Below are 22,620 nucleotides of genomic sequence, written 5' to 3'. Positions count from 1 at the left end.
CTTTGATTAATAAATTGAATGCTATTGTATACTAACAATTAAATCCAATCGTATCCTTTTTCCTCCAATTCTATAGCTAAATTTTTGTCGCCAGTCTTTACGATTTTACCGTCAGCTAATACGTGTACATAATCTGGTACGATATAATCTAATAAACGTTGATAATGTGTAATGACAACAGTAGCATTTTCACTGTTTTTAAGGGTGTTAACACCACTCGAAACAATTCTTAAAGCATCAATATCTAATCCTGAATCTGTTTCATCTAAAATAGCTAATTTAGGTTCAAGCATTGCCATTTGGAAGATTTCATTACGCTTTTTCTCTCCACCTGAAAAGCCTTCGTTTACAGATCGGTTTTTCAATTTATCATCTAACTCTACCAAAGCAGCTTTTTCTTTTACTTTTTTCAAAAAGTCTTTAGCAGACATTGGTTCTTCTCCTAAGTATTTACTTCGCTCTTGTAGCGCTGTTTTTAAGAAGTTCATATTACTTACACCAGCTATTTCAACAGGGTATTGAAAAGCTAAAAATAAACCTAACCAAGCTCTTTCTTCTGGATCGAATTCTAATAAATCTTTTCCAAGAAATTCTACAGAACCTCCAGTGATTTCGTATTCATCTCTTCCTGCTAAAACTGCTGAAAGGGTACTTTTTCCAGCACCATTAGGCCCCATTATTGCGTGTACTTCTCCAGCTTTTACTTCTAAGTTCACTCCTTTTAAGATTTCTTTTCCATCTATTGATGCAGCTAAATCTTTTATTTTAATAATTGTATTACTCATGATAATATATATGGTTTATCCAACCGAATTTTCTAAACTGATTTCTAATAATTTTTGTGCTTCTACTGCAAATTCCATCGGTAGTTTATTCAAGACCTCTTTTGCATAACCATTTACAATTAAACTAATGGCTTTTTCTTCGCTAATTCCTCTTTGTTTACAATAGAATAATTGATCTTCTCCAATCTTACTCGTCGTAGCTTCATGCTCTAATTGAGCAGTAGCGTTCTCGCATTCAATATATGGATAAGTATGGGCTCCTGATGTATCTGTCATTAGCAAAGAGTCACATTGAGAGAAGTTACGAGCATTAGTTGCTCCTTTCCCAATTTTAACTAATCCTCTGTAAGAGTTATGACTGTTACCAGCCGAAATACCTTTAGAGATAATAGTACTTTTGGTATTCTTTCCAATGTGAATCATTTTAGTCCCTGTATCAGCCTGTTGATAGTTGTTAGTGACTGCAACCGAATAAAATTCTCCAACTGAATGATCGCCTTTTAAAATACATGAAGGGTACTTCCAGGTTACGGCAGAACCTGTTTCTACTTGTGTCCAAGATACTTTGGCATTTCTTTCGCAAAGTCCACGTTTAGTAACAAAATTGTAAACTCCACCTTTTCCTTCTTTATCACCAGGGTACCAGTTTTGTACAGTAGAGTATTTAATTTCAGCATCGTCTAAAGCGATGAGCTCAACTACAGCGGCGTGTAATTGATTTTCATCTCTTTGTGGAGCAGTACAACCTTCTAAGTAACTCACATAGCTTCCTTGATCTGCAATTAATAATGTTCGTTCAAATTGACCTGTACCTGCTTCGTTAATTCTAAAATAGGTAGACAGTTCCATTGGGCATCTCACTCCTTTAGGAATATAGCAGAATGAACCGTCAGAGAAAACAGCTGAGTTTAATGCTGCATAAAAGTTATCTGTTGTTGGAACAACTGTTCCCAAATATTTTTTGACCAATTCAGGATGATTTTTTACAGCATCACTAAATGAACAAAATATGATGCCTAGTTCCCCTAATTTCTCTTTAAAAGAAGTAGCAACAGATACCGAATCTAATACAAAATCAACAGCTACACCCGTTAGTCTTTTTTGTTCTTCAATAGAAATTCCAAGTCTTTCCATTGTTTTTAGAATTTCAGGATCAACTTCGTCTAGACTTTCTAGCTCCTTTTTCGGTTTTGGTGCTGCATAATAACAAATTTCCTGAAATTTAGGCTTTTCGTAACTTACGTGTGCCCAATCAGGCTCTTCCATTTGTGACCAAATTTTAAACGCATTTAGACGATATTCTAATAACCATTCTGGTTCATCTTTCTTTGCTGAGATAAAACGAATAATATCTTCATTTAATCCATTTGGGGCTTTGTCAGCTTCAATATCAATTGTAAAACCAAATTCATATTCTTGGTTTTCCAATTCTTCTTTTAAACTTTCTTCAGTATATGCCATTTACAATATTTCTATAAATTAAAGTTAAAGCGAAAAGCTTTCACCGCAACCACATGTTCTCTCAGCATTAGGGTTGACAAAAACGAATCCTTTTCCGTTTAAGCCTCCTGAAAAGTCCAATGTAGTGCCTACTAGGTATAAAAAGCTTTTTTTATCAACAACTACTTTTATACCATTACTTTCGAATTCTTTATCTGTTTCCTTTATCTCATTATCAAAGTCTAAGTCGTACATTAACCCAGAGCATCCGCCTCCTTTTACTCCAACACGAATAAAGTATCCATCTTTATTATCTTGTTTCATTAAATGAAGTGCTTGATTTTTAGCACTTTCGGTTACTTCAATCATAATTTTTATTTAGATTTAATATAAATAAAGTACAAAAATACCCTTTTTGTGGTATATAGGCAATGAATTTGAGAAAGATTTTAACAACAATTATAAAATAGGGAAGAGGCTCGTTGATATTTACGGATAAAAACCATTATAACACTGGGGGATGCAATGTAAAAAGGAGGTAAAAAAATATCAAAAAGAAAATTTAGGGCACAAAAAAAGGGTAAGCTACTTACATCGCACCGCTACAACCACCGACCCTTGCTACATTCCTGTCCTGGGGGATTAAGTAGGAGCTGGTCGTGTAAGACTTACCCGACGGCAAAATTAATCAAACTTTTATCATCAGCAATAAAAAAGATGTATTTTTTTTGTTTTTTCATAAAAATCGTTGAACTGTAGCCATTTAGTCGGTTAATAATGCTTATTTTTGTCGGATTATTATAAAATGACTTAAGGATGGAAAATACACCACAATACGATATTGCTATTATAGGAGGAGGAATTGTAGGAGCTGCGACTTTATATAAAATGCAGAAAGCATACCCTACAATGAAAATTTTATTAGTTGAGAAGGAAACTAAATTAGCAGATCATCAGACGGGGAATAATTCAGGAGTTATTCACTCAGGGTTGTATTATACACCAGGTTCATTGAAAGCTAAGAATTGTGTTAAAGGTAGACATGAGTTAGTGGCTTTCGCCAAAGAACATAATGTGGCACATGATGTTTGTGGAAAGGTGGTAGTAGCAACAAAAGAAAGTGAATTACCATTTATGGATAAGATATTCCAAAATGGTTTGGCTAATAATACCGAAGGAATAGAGAAAATTTCAGGAGATCAAGTGAAAGAAATAGAGCCTTATGTAGAAAGCATAGGTGGGATTTGGGTTCCATGTACTGGTATTATTGATTATAGAGGAGCAACAGAGAAAATGGCTGAAGTAGCTTTAGGTGCGCAGTCTGAAAGTAAAGTGAGTTTAGGGACAGAAGCGTTAGGATTTGTGCATCATGAAGATTATTCTGAAATAAAAACAACGAAAGGAGATTTTACAGCAAAGAAATTAGTTTTCTGTGGTGGATTGCAAGCCGACCGTCTTGCTAAAAAAGATGGTGTAGCAATCAAGGAGAAGGTTGTTGGCTTTAGAGGAGATTACTATGAATTAACTGAACAAGCAAAACATAAAGTTAAAAACTTAATATATCCAGTACCCAATCCAGACTTTCCATTTTTAGGAGTTCACTTTACTCGTATGACTGATGGCGAAATTGAATGTGGTCCTAATGCAGTGTTTACGTTTAAAAGAGAAGGATATGGTAAAACTGACTTTAGTTTAAAAGATACCGCTAGTGCATTATCTTATGGTGGTACTTGGAAGTTATTCTTTAAAAACATGAGTTTTGGTATTAACGAATATCGAAGAGCTTTTTCTAAAAAGTTGTTTTTACAAACTTTACAAGGTTTAATTCCGTCTTTAACAATGGAAGACATCAAACCAGGACGTTCTGGTGTAAGAGCATTATTGTTGAGTGAAGATGGAGATACTAGAGATGATTTTAGAATTGAATACGGGAAAAATAGTATTCACGTTTTAAATGCTCCGTCTCCAGCAGCGACAGCTTCGTTGGCAATTGGTGATGAAATTGTAGAAATGGCTAAAAAGCATTTTAATCTGTAAGGAAAACATAAAAAGTCTACTAATAAAGCAAACACTTTTAATTTAAAGTTTATGAAGTTTATCGTTTTATTAGGGACAATATTAACTACGTTAAGTTGTCAATCACAAAGTAATCGCAAGGAAATGGAAAATCAAGAAGTTGCAGTTTTTGGAGCAGGTTGTTTTTGGTGTGTTGAAGCTGTATTCAACCAATTAAAAGGAGTAGAATCTGTAACGCCTGGTTATACAGGTGGAACAACAAAAAATCCTACTTACAAAGAGGTTTGTTCAGGAAAAACGAATCATGCTGAGGTCGCTAAAATTGTTTTTGACCCAACAGTAATTACTTTTGACGAATTGTTAGAAGTTTTTTGGAAAACACACGATCCAACAACCTTAAATAGGCAAGGAGCAGATGTGGGGACGCAGTATCGTTCGGTTGTTTATTATACTTCTGATGCTCAAAAAGAAAAAGTTGAACGTTATAAAAAAGCATTAAATGATTCAAAAGCTTGGGATCAGCCAGTTGTAACTGAGATAACAGCATTAGGAATTTTTTATCCAGCTGAAAATTACCATAATGACTATTTTAAAAATAATCCAGATCAAGGATATTGCAGAATGGTAATTCAACCCAAAGTAGACAAATTTAAAAAGGCTTTTGGAGATAAATTAAAATAAACATTTCATCCCTGTTTTGGGTTCTAAATCTTTTTGGTATATTAATTGCCTATTAGGAGTAATATATATAATTACTTAAAAGTGTAGGTTATGAAAAGATTAGTACTATTATTATTTATTGGAGCAAACAGTGTTTTTGCTCAAAATATTGATGAGCAGAAAGTGGCTTTTAAGTATGAGCAAAAGCCTTTATATGTGATAGATAAAGGGATGCCATATACTATCGAAGTTGATTTGGAAAAATACGCTCAAAAAAGTGATGACTCTTTGGTGCGTTATGAATATGTGATGAATCAATTTGAGCAGTCGTACAATGATTGGTATATCCAGAAACAAAAAATTGATAAAAGTTATTTGTTAGAAATGTCTGCTTGGGAAAAAGGCAAAGTTGCTAACCCAACATTACCACAACCCATCAAACAAGCCTATCCTCCACAACCATTTAAGGAAGATGTTGAATTTCCTGTTTTATTGGCTGAATTGAATCAAACAATTATTGAAAATGGAATTCAATTGGAAGGCTTTAATAAAGGTGATGGAGGAATAAGGTTATTATATTTGCCAGAAGGATTAGAGCAAGTAAAGCTTGAGAAAAAAGAAAAAACAACTGGAACTACACGTTCTATTGAGTATACGTTAAGGTATACTAGTCCATATACGATCAAAGCAGTTTTACCTAATGGTGAAGAGGTGTTTTCTCATAAAGGAGGAATGGGAATGCGTAGTTATAAGATAGGAAAGTTTGATACAGAATACGATTACGAATATTGGAAAATTGATCATTATAATAACATGTGGCCAACTGTTCAGCAAGCTGCAATCAATAGTAATTTATCTGAAGCAAATCAACGATTGAATGATCATTTAGGTTACCCAATTAAATCTTATGGATTAGATATCTATACTGTTAAAAAGCATAAAGGGATGGATTATTCAGATTTCATTCAAGCGTATACTATTGCTAAGCAAGGGTATTTATCTGTTCCTAAAGAATCTCAAAAATACGTAACTGCTCAATTAGCTAAAGCAATTAGTATTTGGAAAGAAGCCGAGAAAGAAAGCTATATTCAAGATAAAAAGGCGAGAGTTAATAAAAAAGTAACTGCTATTGTATATATGAACTTAGCCAATGCTTATTTATGGTCTAAAGATTTTAATCAAGCAGATTATTATATTCAAAAAACAATTAGTTTAGGAGTCTATAAGTATAAAAATGCTGCTCAACGTTTACAACGTGTTGTCGATAGTATGCGTAAACGTCACCATGATTAATGGCAATTGAATAATTGTCTAGAACTTACCATGAAGTTTAGTACTAAAGTAGAGATTAAGGAACATTCAAAGCGTATCAATCATCGACAAAAGATTGCGATGATTGGTTCTTGTTTTACCAATAATATTGGAAATAAGCTGTTGGAGGATCAATTTGATGTCTCGATCAATCCTTTTGGGATTTTGTTTAATCCAATATCAGTAGCGAATGCTATTAAAGGTTGTATCGATCAAAAAGAATTTACAGCTAAAGACCTACTGCAACAAGGGGAGCAATGGTTAAGTTTGCAACATCATAGTGCATTTAATGCATTAACAAAAGAGGAAATTTTAACCAATATAAATGATACAATAAAAGCCAATAAAGATTATTATGCTAAAGGAAGTTTTCTGTTTATAACTTTTGGCTCTGCTTGGATATATACTCATTTAGCTTCTCAAACTGTAGTTGCAAACTGTCATAAAATACCTCAGAAACAGTTTACTAAAAGTCTGTTAACTGTAGAAGAGCTTGTAAAATGTTACAGTAGTTTATTGTATGAAATTCGTGAATACAATCCGAACTTGAATATTGTATTTACCATTAGTCCTGTAAGGCATTGGAAAGATGGTGTAATTGAAAATAACCAAAGTAAAGCGGTGTTGCATTTGGCAATTATGGAATTGGTGAATAATTTTGATTTTGTGAGCTATTTCCCATCATATGAAATAGTATTAGATGAGTTAAGAGATTATCGCTTTTACAAAGCCGATTTATTACATCCCAATCAACAAGCTGTAGACTATATTTATGAACGATTTTCTGAGGTGTATTATCATACTGAAACGCAGCAATTAAATAGAAGTATTAGAAAAGTAAAAGCAGCATTGTCACATCGCCCTTTTAATATTGATTCAAAAGAACATCAACATTTTCTAGAAAAAACCAAACAAAAAATAGAAGCGTTAAAGCAAGCGCACCCTTATCTTTCTTTTTAGATGGGCTAATTGAAGTTTTATGGGACAAATTTATAGCCTTTAATGTTGGATTGAGGAGCTAGTGTCTTACTCGCTTCATATAAAACAATAGAAGCTGAAATTGCAACATTTAGGCTTCCTATTGCATGAATTTGTGGAATAGTAAGTATACCATCACATTGTTTTAGTATAGCTTCTGGGATACCTGTTCGTTCGTTGCCTAGTATTAAATTGGAATTCGCGTATTCTTTGAAATTGTTGGTTGTTTGGGCTTGTTCACTGATTTCAATGGCGATGTTTTGGGCATTACCATGTGCTTTATTCCAGGTATAAAACTGTTCAAAAGTTTCGAAGAATAGTACTTGTTCTCGTTCAATGAGTTTTCGAGTATATGAGCTTGTCCCTCCTTTAAAATCCCATTTATTTTGATCGCCAATTAAAATAAGAAAATGTCCACCAAAAGCAAGGTGAGAACGGGCAATCATACCAACATTTTTGGCACTTCTTAAGTTATATAAAACAGTGTTAAAGGTCATTGATATATTTATTGTAAGCTTGATTTAGTTTTTCAGGATTTCTTTTTGGGTTATATGAAGTAGGGTTTTTAACCATTAAGATTAACTTGGTCATGTTTTCTTTTGAAAGCTTATTCAAATCACTATTAAAATAGAATTTAGAGGCTTTTTGTATTCCAATGCAATTGTATAAAAAATCAAAGTTATTTAAGTGTATTTTAATACATTGATTTCTACCAATTTCATTTTTAATAATTCTAGTTGCTATATAATAATCAAGTCTATTTCTATTGCAATATTTGAAATAGATAAGATTCCTACAAGGACAATCATATCTTGGGATTAAGATACTTTCAGCTGTTTCTGGGTAAACTTCATTATAGGTATTAATAATGTTTTGAGGTATATTCTGAGGTTGATTAACCAATTCGAAATAACCGTCTGTTTCCAATTCAGAATAGATATTCGATTTTTTATATTGATAGAGTACAGTTATAGAAATAAGAACTGAGAGAATTAGTATACCTAAGTATTTGAATACATTTATCATCACTCAATATTAATCCCCATCACACAAACGTCATCAATTTGTTCTAGGTCACCTTTCCATTGATCAAAGGTAGATGCTATTAAATCTTGTTGTTGATTAAAAGACAGGTGATATGAGGAAAGTAATAAGCGCTTAAACGGAGCATATTTGAACTTTTTCCCTTTTTCTCCACCAAATTGATCAGCATAACCATCACTAAATAAGCAAATGAAATCTCCTTTCTCTAATTGTAATTGGTGATTGGTAAATGGTTCCAGATAATCAAAATTTCCTATGGGTTGTTTATTAGCTGGAATAGTAATTAAATTGGCTTGCGCATCGCTAACGGTACGGTTATCTTTAAATTCAATAAACTTCTCTTTGTTTTTGGTGATGATATATAATGAATTATTTGCTCCAGCAAATTCTAGTTCCCTTGTGGCTAAGTTGAATGAGCAAAGAGAGATGTCCATTCCATCCAAAACTTTTTCTTCGCTTTTCTCAAAGGTATACTTTACCAGTTCCGTTACTTTATCTAAAATAGCTGAGGGTTGGGTGATTTTAAACTCTCTAACAGCACGGTTTAAAGCATTATTACAAATCACACTTACCATTGCTCCTGGAACTCCATGCCCTGTACAATCAGCAACAGCAAAAAGCATTTTATTTTCAACTTTTTCCATCCAATAAAAATCGCCGGCGACAATATCTTTCGGTTTGTAGATTAGATAAGATTTTGGAAACGATTTGTAAAAGTTTGCTAAAGTGGGAAAGAGGGCATCTTGAATTCGTTTAGCATAGTTGATACTATCTGTAATTTCTCTGTTTTTTTCATTAACAATATGGTATGCTTTTTTGAGCTCAACATTTTTTAACTGGTAAATTTCAGCTTCTTTTTGACTTCTTTCTACTGAAAAGGCAATTTGTTGCTTTTTCAACTTGTTAGTCATTTCAGCATTAATAACCTCTTCTTTGATCTGATAAAAAGCTTTAAAGTGCTCTAATTCTAGTGGTGTATTTTTTTTCTTTTCGTAGATTTTAGCCAATGATAAATGAATATCATAAATCAAAGATTTCATCTTAAGTTCTTTGGCCGTTTTTAGCGCATCATTTAAATAGTCTAATCCTTTTTCTAGTTGTTCATTGGTAGAGGCAATCTTCCCCAAACCAATTAAGCAGAGCAGTTCTAAGCGTTTGTTTTCATTTTTATTTGAAAGTGCACGATTGTAATAAGCAGAGGCTTGTTCTAATTCACCCATTTGTTGGTACATACTTGCAAAACCTAAAAAGGTCCATGGCAACCCATTTTGATCACCAATAGCTTCCCTTAGTGCTAAACTTTTATTGTAATACACTATTGCGTTCTCATAGTTTTGACTGAGGGTATAGGTACGTGCAATAAGATTTAATGATGAAGATACAGCAAATTGAGCATCAGCTTCTTCTCTAAATTTCAACCCCTTTTCCAACATTTCTATAGCTCCGTTATAATCTTCTATTCTGCTATAGATTTGTCCCAGTGTAGTACAAGCATCCCCTTCTTCTTCCTTGTAATCGTTTGCTTTAGCTGTTTTTATAGCTAATTGTGAATACTTAATAGCAGCATTATAATCACCGTAATTATCGTAAATACTAGCTAGAATATTATATGCTCTTGTTAAGCCAATAGCTTCATTGATCTCATTGAGTAGTTTTACAGCTTCAAGAATAGGAGAGAGGACTTCAGCATCTTTGATTAACCAAAATGAAAAAAGATTAGTGTATAAAAGGCTATAAGCTACCCCTTTTTTATCGTTAGTTGATTTAGCATAGTTTAGACATTCTTTTGCTAATTCAAAAGCTTCAGACGTTTTAACGAACCTTTCGTCCCAAATTTTAATAATGTTATGCTCTATCTCTTGTTGATTCATGCTATTTAGGAGAAAATGTTAATATAGATTTAATAGCTTCTACGTAAGAACTTTTGGGATAGAGATCAATAAATTCCTTTGCACATTCGGCTCTTTTTTCAAATAAACCAGCATTACCATAGGCATTAAATAAGAAATAATATTGGTATTCGCTAGTTTGATCATCTAATTCATATTTTTCAATAGCTTCTTTTCTACATGCGATTTCGTCTATATACTGGTAGTTGTCTCTGTAAACATCAGCATTGCCAATAAGTACATTACTTCTGATATCATGGTTTAAGACATCTTTTTCGAATTTAGCATATTCTTTAGGTCCTTTACGTAAATACTCTTTAAATTCTCTATTTTGAGAGTCAAAATCACGATCTTTATGTTTTAATAAATATTGGTCATTTCGATAACGTTCTACGATTGATTTCATTGCTTCAAAATCACCTAGATAATCATATGCTTCAACAATGTTTTCATAGGCTTGCATTCTGGTATCATAAATTTTCCAATCATCTCTATTATCTTTCATCTCAAGGTATTTAAGACTACCATCAATAATCATTTGTTCTTCTTTTTTATCACGCATTAACCAAAACCACTTCACAGTTTTGGCGATACGTTCTAATTCTCCGCTATTTAAATCTTCAAGTGCTTTTGCTTTTTTCTCTTGATGTTTTTCTATATTACTTTCAAATTGACCAATTTTTTCTTCTAATCTATAGGCGTCGTCTTCATAATCAGTTTCTGAACAGATTTCGATTGCTAAATCTTTAATTTTAATCATTAACTCTTTATCTAAGTTTTCTTCAGCAATCTCGAAAAATTCGGTTACATCATCAAAACGATCGTATTCATCAAATAATAGAAAAGCTGATTTATCTGCTTTTAATATTTTTTGAATATATATTTTCTTGAATTTTTGATATGTTTTTCCTCTAATAAAACGTTTGTTTCCATAATAACCAAGCTTATTTAAAAATGCTAAGTTATCTACCATTTCTCTATGTGTAAGTTTTGCTTTTAAATCTTTTTTACCTTCTTCTCGTTGTTCAATATCTTTTAGTGCCATATTTAAATTTAACTTTACACTATTGAAGTATAAGCTAGTTGGATATTGAGCTAAAAAATATTTAGAAGGTTCAATCAATTGTTGATATTGTTTTAACATGTATAAGGATAAACAGTCATAGTATCCCATAAATTCACCTAGAGTAGTTGCTAAACCTTCGTATGCTTTCTTATTCTGAGGAATTTTATGTTTGCGTAATTCTTTATTAAAAGCTATCATGGTAGAATAATTATAATTGGTAATCATATTATTCCAGTTATTCATCAAGTCTTTTGTAAAAGACTCAGAATTAGTATCTATATTGGATAAAAAAGTATTTACCTCTTGTAGTAATAATCGTTCACGTTCTTTTACTTTTTCTTCTATAAATGCTCGTATTTTATCTAGTTTAGTTTTGGCAAATAAAAACTCTGGGTATTGTTGCAAAGTGCTTTCTAGAACTTGGCTTGCTGTTTCGTTTAAACCGTTATCCTCATAGCTTATCGCATCAGAATAATTAACTACTGCTTTGAGCTCAATCTTATTATCATAATCAACAAGTGACTCTGTTTTGGGGTTATACTTAATTTTTAATGATTGAATTAACAGGTTTACCAGTTGTTTATGTAAGCCAAAGAAATCTGAAGTTTTACCAGTAACTTCATCTGCAGCCATTACTTTTCCTGTTTCAACATTAATTAAACGGGCATCAATTCTAATAGTCCCATCCAAGACATAAAAAGCGCCAGTTAGGATGGAAGCTGCCCCTAATCCTTTTCCTAGCTTTTGTGCCGTAGATTGATCAAAATATTTAGATTGTCCTAACTTAATCTCTTTGATTAATTGTTCTAATTTTTCCCTTTCTACAATATCAATATCTCTTACTTTAGATAAGTCGGTAATGAGCATATCTGCAATTCCTTTAGATAGAGAATTGTATTTACTGTTGGCTGTTGTATTATCAAAATAAGAAATGGCAATGACCTTATTTCCATAAATTGTTGAAAATAAGCCAGTAAAAAAGATTAGTAGAGCAAATAATTTATTCATATTGTTGTATTAAATAGCCACCTTAATTTGGTTTAACGCTTTTTTAGCTGGTAAAAAATCTGGATTTTCTTCCAGTACTTTTTCTAGTTTTTCAATTGCTTTATGATGGTCTCCTTTATCAATAAGGTCAAGACTTTCTGAAAATAAAAGACTTGATTGATAAGAAATTTTTTCAGCTTTATCTTCCATTGCTTCTTTTTCTTCAGGTTTTAGTTCAACTTCAAAACCACTGACCATTTTAGTGACTAATGACTTCTCTAGGTCAAAGAATGTGCCAGTAGGCCCATCTACTCCTTCAGATTTAATGATTTTACCTGTTTCTACATCAATTAATCGAGAATCTATTCGTAAACGACCCATTAATTCAAAAAAGCTACCAGTCATAATATGTTCTGCACCTAATAGTTTTCCTATTTTAGTAGCAGTTTTGTGGTCGAACTTTGCACTGTTGTTTAATTCCTGCTCTTTTAAGATTTCTTCTAGTCTTGCTCTTTCAACTACATCTAACATGCTCACTTTACTTAAATCTGAAATTAACATATCAGCCAATCCTTTTTTCAATTGATCTAACTTTTTATCGTCTGAACTGTTGTCAAAGTAAATAATAGCAATTCTTTTTGCGTTGACATCTTTGGTCACTTCATTCACCTTTTCGATAACTTCTTCTGAGGTTTTTTCTATGTTCTCAGAAACTTCTTTCGCTTCATCTATCTTTTGAGCGGTGGTATTTTGTTGCGCTACAACAACTTCTTTATTACCATTATTGAAGAAGAAAATTGCTCCAATAATAGCGGCAACACCTATCAGTCCAAATACAATTAGTTTAGAATTATTTTGTTTTGATTCAGAACTAGAAGAAGGGGTGGTAGGTATGGCCTTAGAAGATGGTTGATTTTCTTTAAAGTCATTTACAGGCGTTAATAATTCTTGTGGGACATCTCCATTTAAGTATTCTAAAAAAAACCAATTGGTTAAATTAGCTAATGCTGTTTGACAAGGAGCAATCCATTCTCTTGTAGCTTCAGATAAATCTTCTTGAGCGTGAGCTCCATAATTCCCATAAGTTTGAATGGTACCAATTAAAATTGCTATTTTATTGGGAATAACTTTTTGCTGAGTTAATGCTCTTGATAAATCATTAAGCATCATTTTTTTATTTTTTAATTCACCGATCTCTTTGGTATAGATGAATTTACAAATAGCCTCAGTAGTTTTTCTAGCATTTTGTAAAAAAGTATCAGGATCTTGGTCAGCATAACCAAAAGATTTGACTAACATTTTACTAAGGTGGGTGACTTTCTCTTCAAGTTTTTCAACTTTTTCTTGGTTGTTGTCTTCTTGCATACTAAAGGGTTAAAATACGATATGGTATAGGTAATCAAAGATAAGAATTATTTAAGCAAAAAAAAACGAGATTTAATCTCGTTTTTTAATTATCGCTTTTGTAATATGTGTGTAGCCTGTAATTGATTTTTCGTATGGCTTCCCATCGTTTTTTATCTTTAACTTTTACAGCAACATGGGTTTTTGCATAATAAGGAAAAGGAGAGGAAAGTTGTTGGAAATCTTTATTTTTTATAATAAAGGCATCAAATTTAATGCTGTTATCGTGTTTTGATGAAAAATTTGGGATGTTGTTCAATGTGGAATTACTATAATTATTTTTTGAAATTTCACAGATATAATAATTGGTGTTGTTTAGGTCATGTGCTATTTTTTGAGGATTCATTAAACTATCGTAAAAAGTAACTGCAGAGAAGTTTTGTGCTTTTACATTTTTATAATCCTTTGAAGTGTAAAAATAAACAGGACAAAAATTAAAATAGTGGTGAAAACCTTTAATAATGTTTAGATTATCTTGTTGTTGTAATTCTTGAACTTTATTTGCTTTTTTCTCAAGTCCTTTCTTTAAGTAAGCATCTATTGTTTTTTGTCTTGTTTTTAACTGAACCAATAATACACCATTTTTTAACTCTTTGATTTGCTCTTTGGCCATTTCGGCTCTCATGGCTCTTATTTGTTTGGCAGTTAACGTATCTTCTTGTCCCCATGTTATAGAAGAGTAGGAGAAGATTAGCAGGATTAGCGCTATAAAAGTTTGTTTTATCATAATGTTATACTAGACGATTGTTTTTAGTTGAGGTCTTGAATTTCGTTTAAACGCTTTTGAATTTTTGTTATCGGTTCAACTTCCATTTTCGTTGGAGGATTTTCTCCACCTCTCCACAACCAATATCGTGCCCTTCTCATATCGTTAAAATATAAAATCATAGAAGGGTAGAAGAAAATTAAGGCCATGGTTCCAAACAAGACCCCAAAAGCAATAGAAACTCCCATAGGAATTAAAAATTGAGCTTGAAAACTTGTTTCAAAATAGATTAAAGGTAATAAGCCAGCTACAGTAGTAATAGAGGTTAAAATTATTGGTCTAAATCGAGCTTTACCAGCTTCAACAGCCGCAGTATGTATATCCATTCCTTCTTTTAAGTTTCGATTAAATTGGTCGAGCATAACTACAGCATCGTTCACTAAGATACCAACTAATCCAATCACTCCTAAAAAACTAAAAATAGAGAAAGGAATACCTTTAATCCCGTGGCCTAACAAGGCACTAAATATCCCTACAGGGATGACCATTAAAATAATTCTTGCTTGGTAAAAAGAAGAGAAATTTAAAGATAAAATAATTAAGATAAGTAATATCGCTAGTCCAAAAGAGACGAGTAAGCTTTGAATTGACTCTTGTGCTTTTTCTGCTTGTCCTTTTACAGAATAGGTTACATCAGGAAACTTGTCACTTAAGACGGCTAACAAATTCTTTTGGATTCTTTGGTTAATTTCAGAAGATAATTCACCATTGTATAAACTTCCAATAATTCTCACTTCTTTATTCCCATTAATATGTCGAATAGCGACTTTTCCTCTTGAAATACTGTAATTAGCAACTTCTGATAAGGGAACTTCAAGTCCTGTTTGCGTTTTGATTCTAAGATTATCTAAATCTCCTATAGAGTTTCGATCGTTTTCTGGAAAGCGCGTCCAGATTTTAACTTCATCTCTACCAATAATCACACGTTGCACTTCTTGACCATAGAAGCCTTGTCTAACTTGTCCTATAATTAAAGCTTCGTTAAGTCCCAGTAGGTATGCTTTAGGCTTTAATTTTAAGTTGATTTCTCGGTTTCCTATTCCAGAGTTATCCGTTAAATCTAATACCTCTGGCATTGCTTCAATTTCTGATTTAACCCATTGTATGGCTTTTTTCAATTCTTCTCCATTGACACTTTGAAGTGATATCGAAATATCTTTTCCAAATGGAGTGTCACCACCAATAGTAAACTTTTCTAATTTTTTTAAACTATCAGCATGGATTCTTTCTTTAATCTTTTGAGCGATAGTAGCTGTTGAAATAAAGTTGTTTTCCTTAACTGATACACGTAAAGAACCAGCATGATTTCCTGTTTCACTGATACGTTGGGCCTGACCAATGTTAGCAGAAACATATTTAATCAATGTATCTCCATATTGTTCGGTTAGCTCATCACTATATTCATTAACCAGGTCATTGATATACCAAACAAAATTTCTCGTTTTTTGTTCACGATCTCCCGGTTTAAAAGCAATGTCGATAGAAATATCGTCAAATGGAATGGCAGGGAAGAATGCTCCTTTTATTACGCCATATAGCATTAATAAAACAATTCCCCCCATAAATACAACAGGTCCAAAAACTAATAAGCGATATGACTTAATCATTTTATAAGAAAGCTTTCCATAAAGGTTCGTCAGCTTTGTTATATTGTTTTCAATTCCTTTTCGAATTCTATTATACCACTTAATATTGGTAGGTGCTAGTATCTTTTTACTGGAAAGGTGAGCAGGAAGAATTAAAAAGGCTTCTATCATAGAAAAAGCCAAACAAGCAATAACACTAAAAGCCATTTCCTCCATCATTTCCATTTGCCCTCCAACAAATAACAAGAAACCAAAAGCAACAATAGTTGTCAAGATGGACGTGAATACGGAACTTAGTACTTCTATAGTTCCATCAATTGCTGCTTGAATTGGTGATTTACCTCTTTCGTAATGCGAAAAAATATTCTCGGCAATTACAATCCCATCGTCTACTAATATCCCAACAACTAAGATCATCCCAAATAATGAAATCATGTTAATCGTAATTCCATAGAGTGATCCTAAAAAGAACATTCCTAAGAAAGAAAAAGGAATTCCAAAGGCTACCCAAACAGAGAGTCTTAAGCTCAAGAATATTCCCAGAACAATACAAACTAGAATCAACCCAATAAAAAGGTTGTTGGTTAACATGTCTATTCGCTGGTCCAACAATTCCGAAAACATAAATAAGGATTGCATTTCAAAACCATCATTCTTTTTGTTAAAATCATCAATATATTCATTGACAAAAACAGAAATACTGTGTAAATCTTCACTGGGTAATTTTTTGATGATAAATGAAACACTTCTTTGCCCATCGACATAATTTTCAAGGGCTATATCAGAAAATTCAAATTTAACATCTGCTACATCTTTTAGTTTAATCAATTCTCCTGTAGCAGTAGCTTTGATTACGATCTGTTCAATTTCATTGGCATTGGTTGACTTATTTAATGAACGAATGTATAATTCTTCTTCATTTGATTTGATCGTACCCCCAGAGATATCTAAATTACTGGTTTTTACCTTTTGGCTTATTTCATCGAAAGTCAGATTGTATTTTAACAAATCATCGGCTCTTACATCAATGGCTATGATTTGAGGAGCATAACCAAAGACAGACACTTGTGAAATATCCTTTGAGGCTAAAAATTCTCGTTCAATTTTATCAGACATGTCTTTGAGTTGATACATGTCATTAGGTCCTTTTAAAGTCAAGTAACCAACCATTCCTCCCATGCTTCCCATACCTCGTGATTTTTGTGCAACAACAATTGGTCGTTCAGCTCCTTCGGGCATTGATATAATTCCATCAACCGCATTTTTTACTTCTTGGAGTAAAATATTTAAGTCTGTTCCTTCAATAGCTTCAATATTGACATTACAATAATTTTCAGAAGAGACAGAACTGGTTTCTTTTATTCCCTCGATTCCTGTTAGGGATTCTTCAACCTTAGTAGCGATTCCCTCTTCAATTTCTTCTGGAGAAGCACCTGGATATGCTACAGTAATATAAATCATATTGGGTTGTAACTCAGGAAAGAAAGAGTGGTTCATCGTAAAAAGACTTAAGAACCCAGCCATTGCTGTAATAACAATAATAGCGTTAGACCAAATTGGATATTTTACAAAAAATGATATAAATTGCCTCATAGCCCCTAATTATTGATGGTTTAATATAGAAACTTTAGTTCCCTCCTTAGCATTTACAATTGCTTCAGATACTATTGCAGTACCATCTTTAAGGTTGGTAACCAAAACTGTTTTGTCTTGTGATGTACTAATTGTGACTTTTTGTTTTTTGAGTGTCCCTTTTTGATCAACAAGAAAAATATAGTCTTCATCAAAAATAGCTGTACGAGGTATTCGGGTGGCAACTTGTTCCGAATTACAATTGATTTTAGCCTCTAAGTACATCCCATTATATAGGTCGTTATCACTATTCTGAATGGCTACAAAAACAGGAAATGTTTGTGTCATAGCGTTAACATAATCTCCAATTCTAGTCACTTTACCTACGATTAAGTTATTTTGATTACTCTTTAGTTGTACTTCTTGTCCAAGTTTTACAAGTGGTAAGTTTTTAGACAATACTGGGATTTCTATTTCGAGTTTACCCTCACGTAGTATTTTGATGATGGCCATTCCAGGAGAAACAGTTGCTCCTTGATCAGAAAAACTTTCAATAATACTTCCAGAAAAAGGGGCGGTGATAATGTATTTTTTTAAACGTTCTTCATCACTTTTAATACTATAGTATTGGCTTAAAATGTTACGAGAAATAATAAAGCTTTTCTCTTTAGATGATTTAAAGTCTGGTAGGGGAGGAAGTGGTTGTAAAACATTAATTTTTTCAAAGAATATTTTCCAATTATTATAACTTTCCGGATAATCAATATTTAGATCAGGTAAGATAGTTGTTAACTGTGTCAAAAAACCACTTTTCTTGCTCTGTAAGGCAAGTTTAGCATCTGTATTTTTGATGGTGAAAAGTGTTTGTCCTTTTCTAAATTTAGTACCTTTTTTCAAGGAAATAGAGGCATTAAGTTGTCCTTGTACTTCCGTTGATATATTGATCGATGTGGCAGCATTAACTTTTCCATATCCCGTAAGTTTTACTGGGTGTATTTCGTTTTTAACCCTGATTACATTTACGTATTTGGGCACAACTGAGTCATTGGCAGTTGTTTTTCCTTTTTTACGTTCAGCCATTAATTCATCGTAATTTTCAATCGCGTAGTTCATTCCGCTATTCTGTCCCATAAAGAACATAGCTCCTAATAAAATAAAGATGAAAAGAGCAGTAACAATAATCAAAATGTGCCTAATTTTCATAGTACGAAAGTTTTTTAAGTTGGTAATGAGCAAAAAAAAACTGCTTTTCAACAGTTTTTCTTTAGTTTTAAAATTTTAATATCCAATTGAATTTATCATCAACTTTTCCATGTTTGTATTGATTTAAGTATTCCAATACTTTGTTGGAGAATTCACGTTGGGAAGTTTCAGGAAGATGGTAATCTTTCCCCTCAAAATTAATGGTTTTAATAGGAGCAATGGTTGCAGCAGTACCAGCACCAAAAACATCTTTTAGTTGACCATTTTCAGCAGCGTCAATAATTTCTTGAACACTAACTTTACGTTCTTCTGTTTGGTATCCCCAATCACGAGCAATGTCCATAACAGATTTTCTCGTGATCCCATCTAAAATGGTATCGCTAGATTTTGGTGTAACAATAGTGTCTCCAATTTGGAAAACAACATTCATCGTTCCAGCTTCTTCGATATATTTATGTTCTTTAGCATCAGTCCATATCAATTGTTGATAACCTTGTTCTTGAGCTAGTTTTGCTGGATATAAAGATGCAGCATAATTTCCTCCAGCTTTTGCAGCTCCAGTTCCTCCATGAGCAGCTCTTGTGAACTCTGTTTCAATTTTGACTTTTACAGGCTCAGTATAGTATGCTCCTACAGGACAAGTAAAAATCATAAATTTATAAGTAGCAGATGGACGAATACCTACGTAAGGATCTGTAGCAATCATAAATGGTCTGATGTACATTGAGTAGCCCTCTTTTGCAGGAATCCATTCTCGATCAATATCTACAAGCGTCTTAATAAAGTCAATAAAAATGTCTTCAGGAACGGTAGGCATACACATTCTTTCAGCAGAAGCATTAAAACGTTTAGCATTTTGATCTGCTCTGAATAAAAAGACTTCATCATTTTCATTTCTATAAGCTTTCATTCCCTCAAAGATCGTCTGTCCATAATGTAGAACAGATGTAGCAGGAGTTAAAGAAAGGTCTTCAAAAGGTTGGATAGATGGTTTTTGCCAAGCTCCATTTTCATAGTCCATTACGAGCATATGGTCAGAAAAAACTCTACCGAAAGGTAAGTTCTCCCAATCTACAGAATTGATTTTAGATGATTCAATTCTTGTAATGTCTAATTGCATAATGTCAGTTGCCATTGATATTCAGTTTATTTGACGCGAAAATACTAATTTATAACCTCATTAAAAAGCTATTTTATGTTAAAATCAGCTATTGTTGATAAAAGCTTTAAAACAAAAAAAAGCCCCTTGAAGACTCAAGAGGCTTTTGTAAAAAAAATAATTCGATTTACATTGGCATTTTTCCGCCCATTCCCTTGAATTGCTTCATCATTGTAGCCATATTCTTTTTATTACTCATCAACTTCATCATTTTACGAGTATCTTCAAATTGCTTCATCAGTTTATTAACATCTTGAATTGATGTACCACTTCCTTTTGCAATTCTTTGTCTTCTACTAACGTTAATGATTTTTGGGTTACTTTTTTCTTTGGGCGTCATAGAGTTGATTATTGCCTCAATAGGTTTAAAAGCATCATCTTGAACTTCTACATCTTTCATTGCTTTACGCATACCAGGAATCATTCCGACTAAATCTTTCATATTCCCCATCTTCTTAATTTGTTGAATCTGGTTATAGAAATCATTAAAATCAAATTGATTCTTCTGGATTTTTTTATGAATTCTTTTCGCCTCTTCCTCATCAAATTGCTCTTGTGCTCTTTCTACCAAAGAAACAACATCTCCCATTCCCAATATACGGTCAGCCATACGTTCAGGGTGGAAAACATCAATGGCTTCCATTTTTTCACCAGTACCAATAAATTTAATTGGTTTATCTACCACTGATTTAATGGAAATTGCAGCACCACCTCTTGTATCACCATCTAATTTCGTTAAGACTACTCCGTTAAAATCGATTCTTTCGTTAAATGCTTTAGCTGTGTTTACAGCATCTTGCCCTGTCATAGAATCTACTACAAATAATGTTTCTGTTGGATTGATGGTGTTTTTAACCAATTCAATCTCGTCCATCATTTGCTCATCTACAGCCAAACGACCTGCAGTATCCACAATTACAACATTAAAACCATTGCTTTTAGCATAGTTGATCGCATTTTGAGCAATACTTTCAGGTTTTTTATTTTCTCTATCAGAAAAGACTTCAACGCCAATTTGATCACCCACTACATGTAACTGATCGATTGCAGCAGGACGATAAACATCACAAGCAACTAATAGTGGTTTTAAATTTTGCTTTGTTTTAAGGAAATTTGCTAATTTTCCTGAAAAAGTGGTTTTACCAGATCCCTGTAATCCAGACATTAAGATAATACCAGGATTTCCTTTAGCATTAATTTCAGTAGAAGTACCTCCCATTAAGTCTTTCAACTCTGAATGGGTGATTTTAATCATTAACTGACCTGGAGATATTGATGTAAGAACATTTTGTCCTAATGCTTTCTCTTTAACCCTGTTTGTAAATTCCTTAGCAGTCTTAAAGTTTACATCGGCATCTAATAAAGCTCTTCTGACTTCTTTTAAGGTTTCTGCAACATTTATTTCTGTGATTTGACCATGTCCTTTTAATACTTTAAAGGCCCTGTCAAACTTATCGGATAAATTTTCAAACATAATTTTTTATTAATAAAGACCGCTAAGATAAAGAAATATACGGAATCTGAAGGTATGGAATTTACTTAAAGTTGAAATAATCGATAAAAAAGTGATCTTAGCTTTTTCAATGGCTATAAGAACAATTCTGTATAACTACTGTAAGCTTTTATCCCAATTTTTAAAAACAGGCTCATAGCCCTGTGCTTCAATAGCTTTTACAAATTCACTTGTAGGGCGCTTATCATTGATTTCGAATTGTTCTAAATTTACTTTAGGGTTAGCATAACCACCAGGATCAGTTTTGGCATCAGCGCTAATCGATGTAATTCCAAATTTTACACAATGCTCTCTAAACTTCTGAGATTCTCTTGTCGACATTGAAAGTTCTACTTCTTGATTAAAGATACGATAGGCACAGATCAATTGTACGAGCTGCTTGTCTGTCATCACTGACTTTAATTCAACACCTCCAGCGCAAGGTCTAAGTCTAGGGAAAGAGATCGTATACTTAGATTTCCAATAAGTTTTCTCTAAATAATCTAAATGAGCAGCACAATAAAAACTGTCAGTTCTCCAATCTTCTAATCCAATTAATACTCCAAGGCCCATTTTATGGATTTCAGCTCTCCCTAATCTATCTTGAGTTTCTAAGCGGTATTCGTAATTTGATTTTCTACCTTTTGGGTGATGTATTTTATAATTTTCTTTATGATAAGTTTCTTGGTAAACCAATACTGTATTAATTCCTTCTTCAATTAATTCTTCGTATTCGTTTTGTTGTAAGGGCTGAACCTCAATTGCGATATTCGAAAAATAGGGTTTAATAAGACGTATTGCATTTTTAAAATAGTCTACACCAACAGTTTTATTCGCTTCTCCAGTAACAATCAAAACATGATCGTATCCATAAGATTTGATGACTTCAACTTCTTTTATAATTTCCTCATCTGTAAGGGTCTTTCTTGGAATTTTTACATCTAAACTAAAGCCACAATAGGTACAAATGTTTTGACATTCATTAGATAAATATAAAGGGATATAAAATTGAATGGTTTTACCAAAACGTTCTTGGGTTAAGCGGTTGCTTAATTGAGCCATTTCTTCTAAGTAAGGCGCTGCAGCAGGAGAAATTAAAGCTTTAAAATCTTCTAAATCTCTATTCTTTTTTTGAAGTGCATTTTCAACATCTGTAGCTGTTTTACTATAGATACTATCTGTTATGGCTGCCCAATTATATTTTTGTATTTCTGTATTAAAGCTCAATTTTTATGTCTAATAATGAGTAGACAAAGATAATA

At 32.7% G+C, this 22,620-nt stretch carries 18 protein-coding genes and 1 other RNA gene; 4 read left to right on the top strand and 15 right to left on the bottom strand.

Features of this window, described 5'->3' with window-relative positions:
- Positions 1-38: 38 nt before the first annotated feature.
- The 4 genes from sufC to ffs form a co-directional block, all read right to left on the bottom strand.
- Positions 39-773: a Fe-S cluster assembly ATPase SufC gene (sufC, locus tag N4A35_04110; GenBank protein MCT4580579.1), complete on the bottom strand. Its 735-nt coding sequence runs from the start codon at positions 771-773 to the stop codon at positions 39-41.
- Positions 774-800: 27 nt separating this feature from the next.
- Positions 801-2,246, bottom strand: a complete 1,446-nt coding sequence (gene sufB, locus N4A35_04105) for a Fe-S cluster assembly protein SufB (GenBank protein ID MCT4580578.1) — start codon at positions 2,244-2,246, stop codon at positions 801-803.
- Positions 2,247-2,270: 24 nt separating this feature from the next.
- Entirely contained in the window at positions 2,271-2,594 is a 324-nt protein-coding gene (locus N4A35_04100) for an iron-sulfur cluster assembly accessory protein (GenBank protein ID MCT4580577.1), read from the bottom strand.
- Positions 2,595-2,800: 206 nt separating this feature from the next.
- An RNA gene (gene ffs, locus N4A35_04095) (signal recognition particle sRNA small type) lies at positions 2,801-2,899 on the bottom strand.
- Between the two features lie 142 nt (positions 2,900-3,041).
- Here ffs and lhgO point away from each other — a divergent pair.
- From lhgO to N4A35_04075, 4 genes are all read left to right on the top strand, one after another.
- Entirely contained in the window at positions 3,042-4,262 is a 1,221-nt protein-coding gene (gene lhgO, locus N4A35_04090; GenBank protein MCT4580576.1) for an L-2-hydroxyglutarate oxidase, read from the top strand.
- Between the two features lie 51 nt (positions 4,263-4,313).
- On the top strand, positions 4,314-4,922 hold the full coding sequence (gene msrA, locus N4A35_04085) for a peptide-methionine (S)-S-oxide reductase MsrA (protein MCT4580575.1): 609 nt from the start codon (positions 4,314-4,316) through the stop codon (positions 4,920-4,922).
- Between the two features lie 90 nt (positions 4,923-5,012).
- Positions 5,013-6,194 (top strand): hypothetical protein, encoded by a 1,182-nt coding sequence (locus N4A35_04080; GenBank protein MCT4580574.1) that lies wholly within the window; start codon positions 5,013-5,015, stop codon positions 6,192-6,194.
- A gap of 30 nt (positions 6,195-6,224) precedes the next feature.
- The gene (locus N4A35_04075; GenBank protein ID MCT4580573.1) at positions 6,225-7,172 is read left to right on the top strand and encodes a GSCFA domain-containing protein; all 948 of its coding nucleotides are present in this window, start codon (positions 6,225-6,227) and stop codon (positions 7,170-7,172) included.
- A 17-nt stretch (positions 7,173-7,189) separates the two neighbouring features.
- Here the strand turns inward: N4A35_04075 and N4A35_04070 are convergent, their stop codons facing one another.
- The 11 genes from N4A35_04070 to thiH form a co-directional block, all read right to left on the bottom strand.
- Positions 7,190-7,687: a hypothetical protein gene (locus tag N4A35_04070; protein MCT4580572.1), complete on the bottom strand. Its 498-nt coding sequence runs from the start codon at positions 7,685-7,687 to the stop codon at positions 7,190-7,192.
- On the bottom strand, positions 7,677-8,216 hold the full coding sequence (locus N4A35_04065) for a transglycosylase domain-containing protein (GenBank protein ID MCT4580571.1): 540 nt from the start codon (positions 8,214-8,216) through the stop codon (positions 7,677-7,679). The genes N4A35_04070 and N4A35_04065 overlap by 11 nt, the downstream gene beginning before the upstream one ends.
- On the bottom strand, positions 8,216-10,105 hold the full coding sequence (locus N4A35_04060) for a tetratricopeptide repeat protein (protein MCT4580570.1): 1,890 nt from the start codon (positions 10,103-10,105) through the stop codon (positions 8,216-8,218). The genes N4A35_04065 and N4A35_04060 overlap by 1 nt, the downstream gene beginning before the upstream one ends.
- 1 nt (position 10,106) lies before the next feature.
- Complete coding sequence (locus N4A35_04055; protein MCT4580569.1) at positions 10,107-12,197, bottom strand: CsgG/HfaB family protein; 2,091 nt, start codon at positions 12,195-12,197, stop codon at positions 10,107-10,109.
- Positions 12,198-12,206: 9 nt separating this feature from the next.
- Positions 12,207-13,541 (bottom strand): DUF4145 domain-containing protein, encoded by a 1,335-nt coding sequence (locus N4A35_04050; GenBank protein MCT4580568.1) that lies wholly within the window; start codon positions 13,539-13,541, stop codon positions 12,207-12,209.
- An 85-nt stretch (positions 13,542-13,626) separates the two neighbouring features.
- Positions 13,627-14,307: a hypothetical protein gene (locus tag N4A35_04045; protein MCT4580567.1), complete on the bottom strand. Its 681-nt coding sequence runs from the start codon at positions 14,305-14,307 to the stop codon at positions 13,627-13,629.
- 23 nt (positions 14,308-14,330) lie between these two features.
- The gene (locus N4A35_04040; GenBank protein ID MCT4580566.1) at positions 14,331-17,525 is read right to left on the bottom strand and encodes an efflux RND transporter permease subunit; all 3,195 of its coding nucleotides are present in this window, start codon (positions 17,523-17,525) and stop codon (positions 14,331-14,333) included.
- Positions 17,526-17,534: 9 nt separating this feature from the next.
- Complete coding sequence (locus N4A35_04035) at positions 17,535-18,707, bottom strand: efflux RND transporter periplasmic adaptor subunit (GenBank protein MCT4580565.1); 1,173 nt, start codon at positions 18,705-18,707, stop codon at positions 17,535-17,537.
- A gap of 67 nt (positions 18,708-18,774) precedes the next feature.
- Positions 18,775-19,842, bottom strand: coding sequence for a branched-chain amino acid aminotransferase (locus N4A35_04030; protein ID MCT4580564.1), 1,068 nt, complete (start codon positions 19,840-19,842; stop codon positions 18,775-18,777).
- Positions 19,843-19,993: 151 nt separating this feature from the next.
- The gene (gene ffh, locus N4A35_04025) at positions 19,994-21,340 is read right to left on the bottom strand and encodes a signal recognition particle protein (GenBank protein ID MCT4580563.1); all 1,347 of its coding nucleotides are present in this window, start codon (positions 21,338-21,340) and stop codon (positions 19,994-19,996) included.
- Positions 21,341-21,475: 135 nt separating this feature from the next.
- Complete coding sequence (gene thiH, locus N4A35_04020) at positions 21,476-22,585, bottom strand: 2-iminoacetate synthase ThiH (GenBank protein ID MCT4580562.1); 1,110 nt, start codon at positions 22,583-22,585, stop codon at positions 21,476-21,478.
- Positions 22,586-22,620: the final 35 nt, after the last annotated feature.

It is taken from the genome of Flavobacteriales bacterium, assembly GCA_025210295.1.
Lineage (GTDB): Bacteria > Bacteroidota > Bacteroidia > Flavobacteriales_D > Parvicellaceae > S010-51.
Note: the sequence above shows the minus strand (reverse complement) of the source record. Positions and strands in the feature narration are given on the sequence as shown.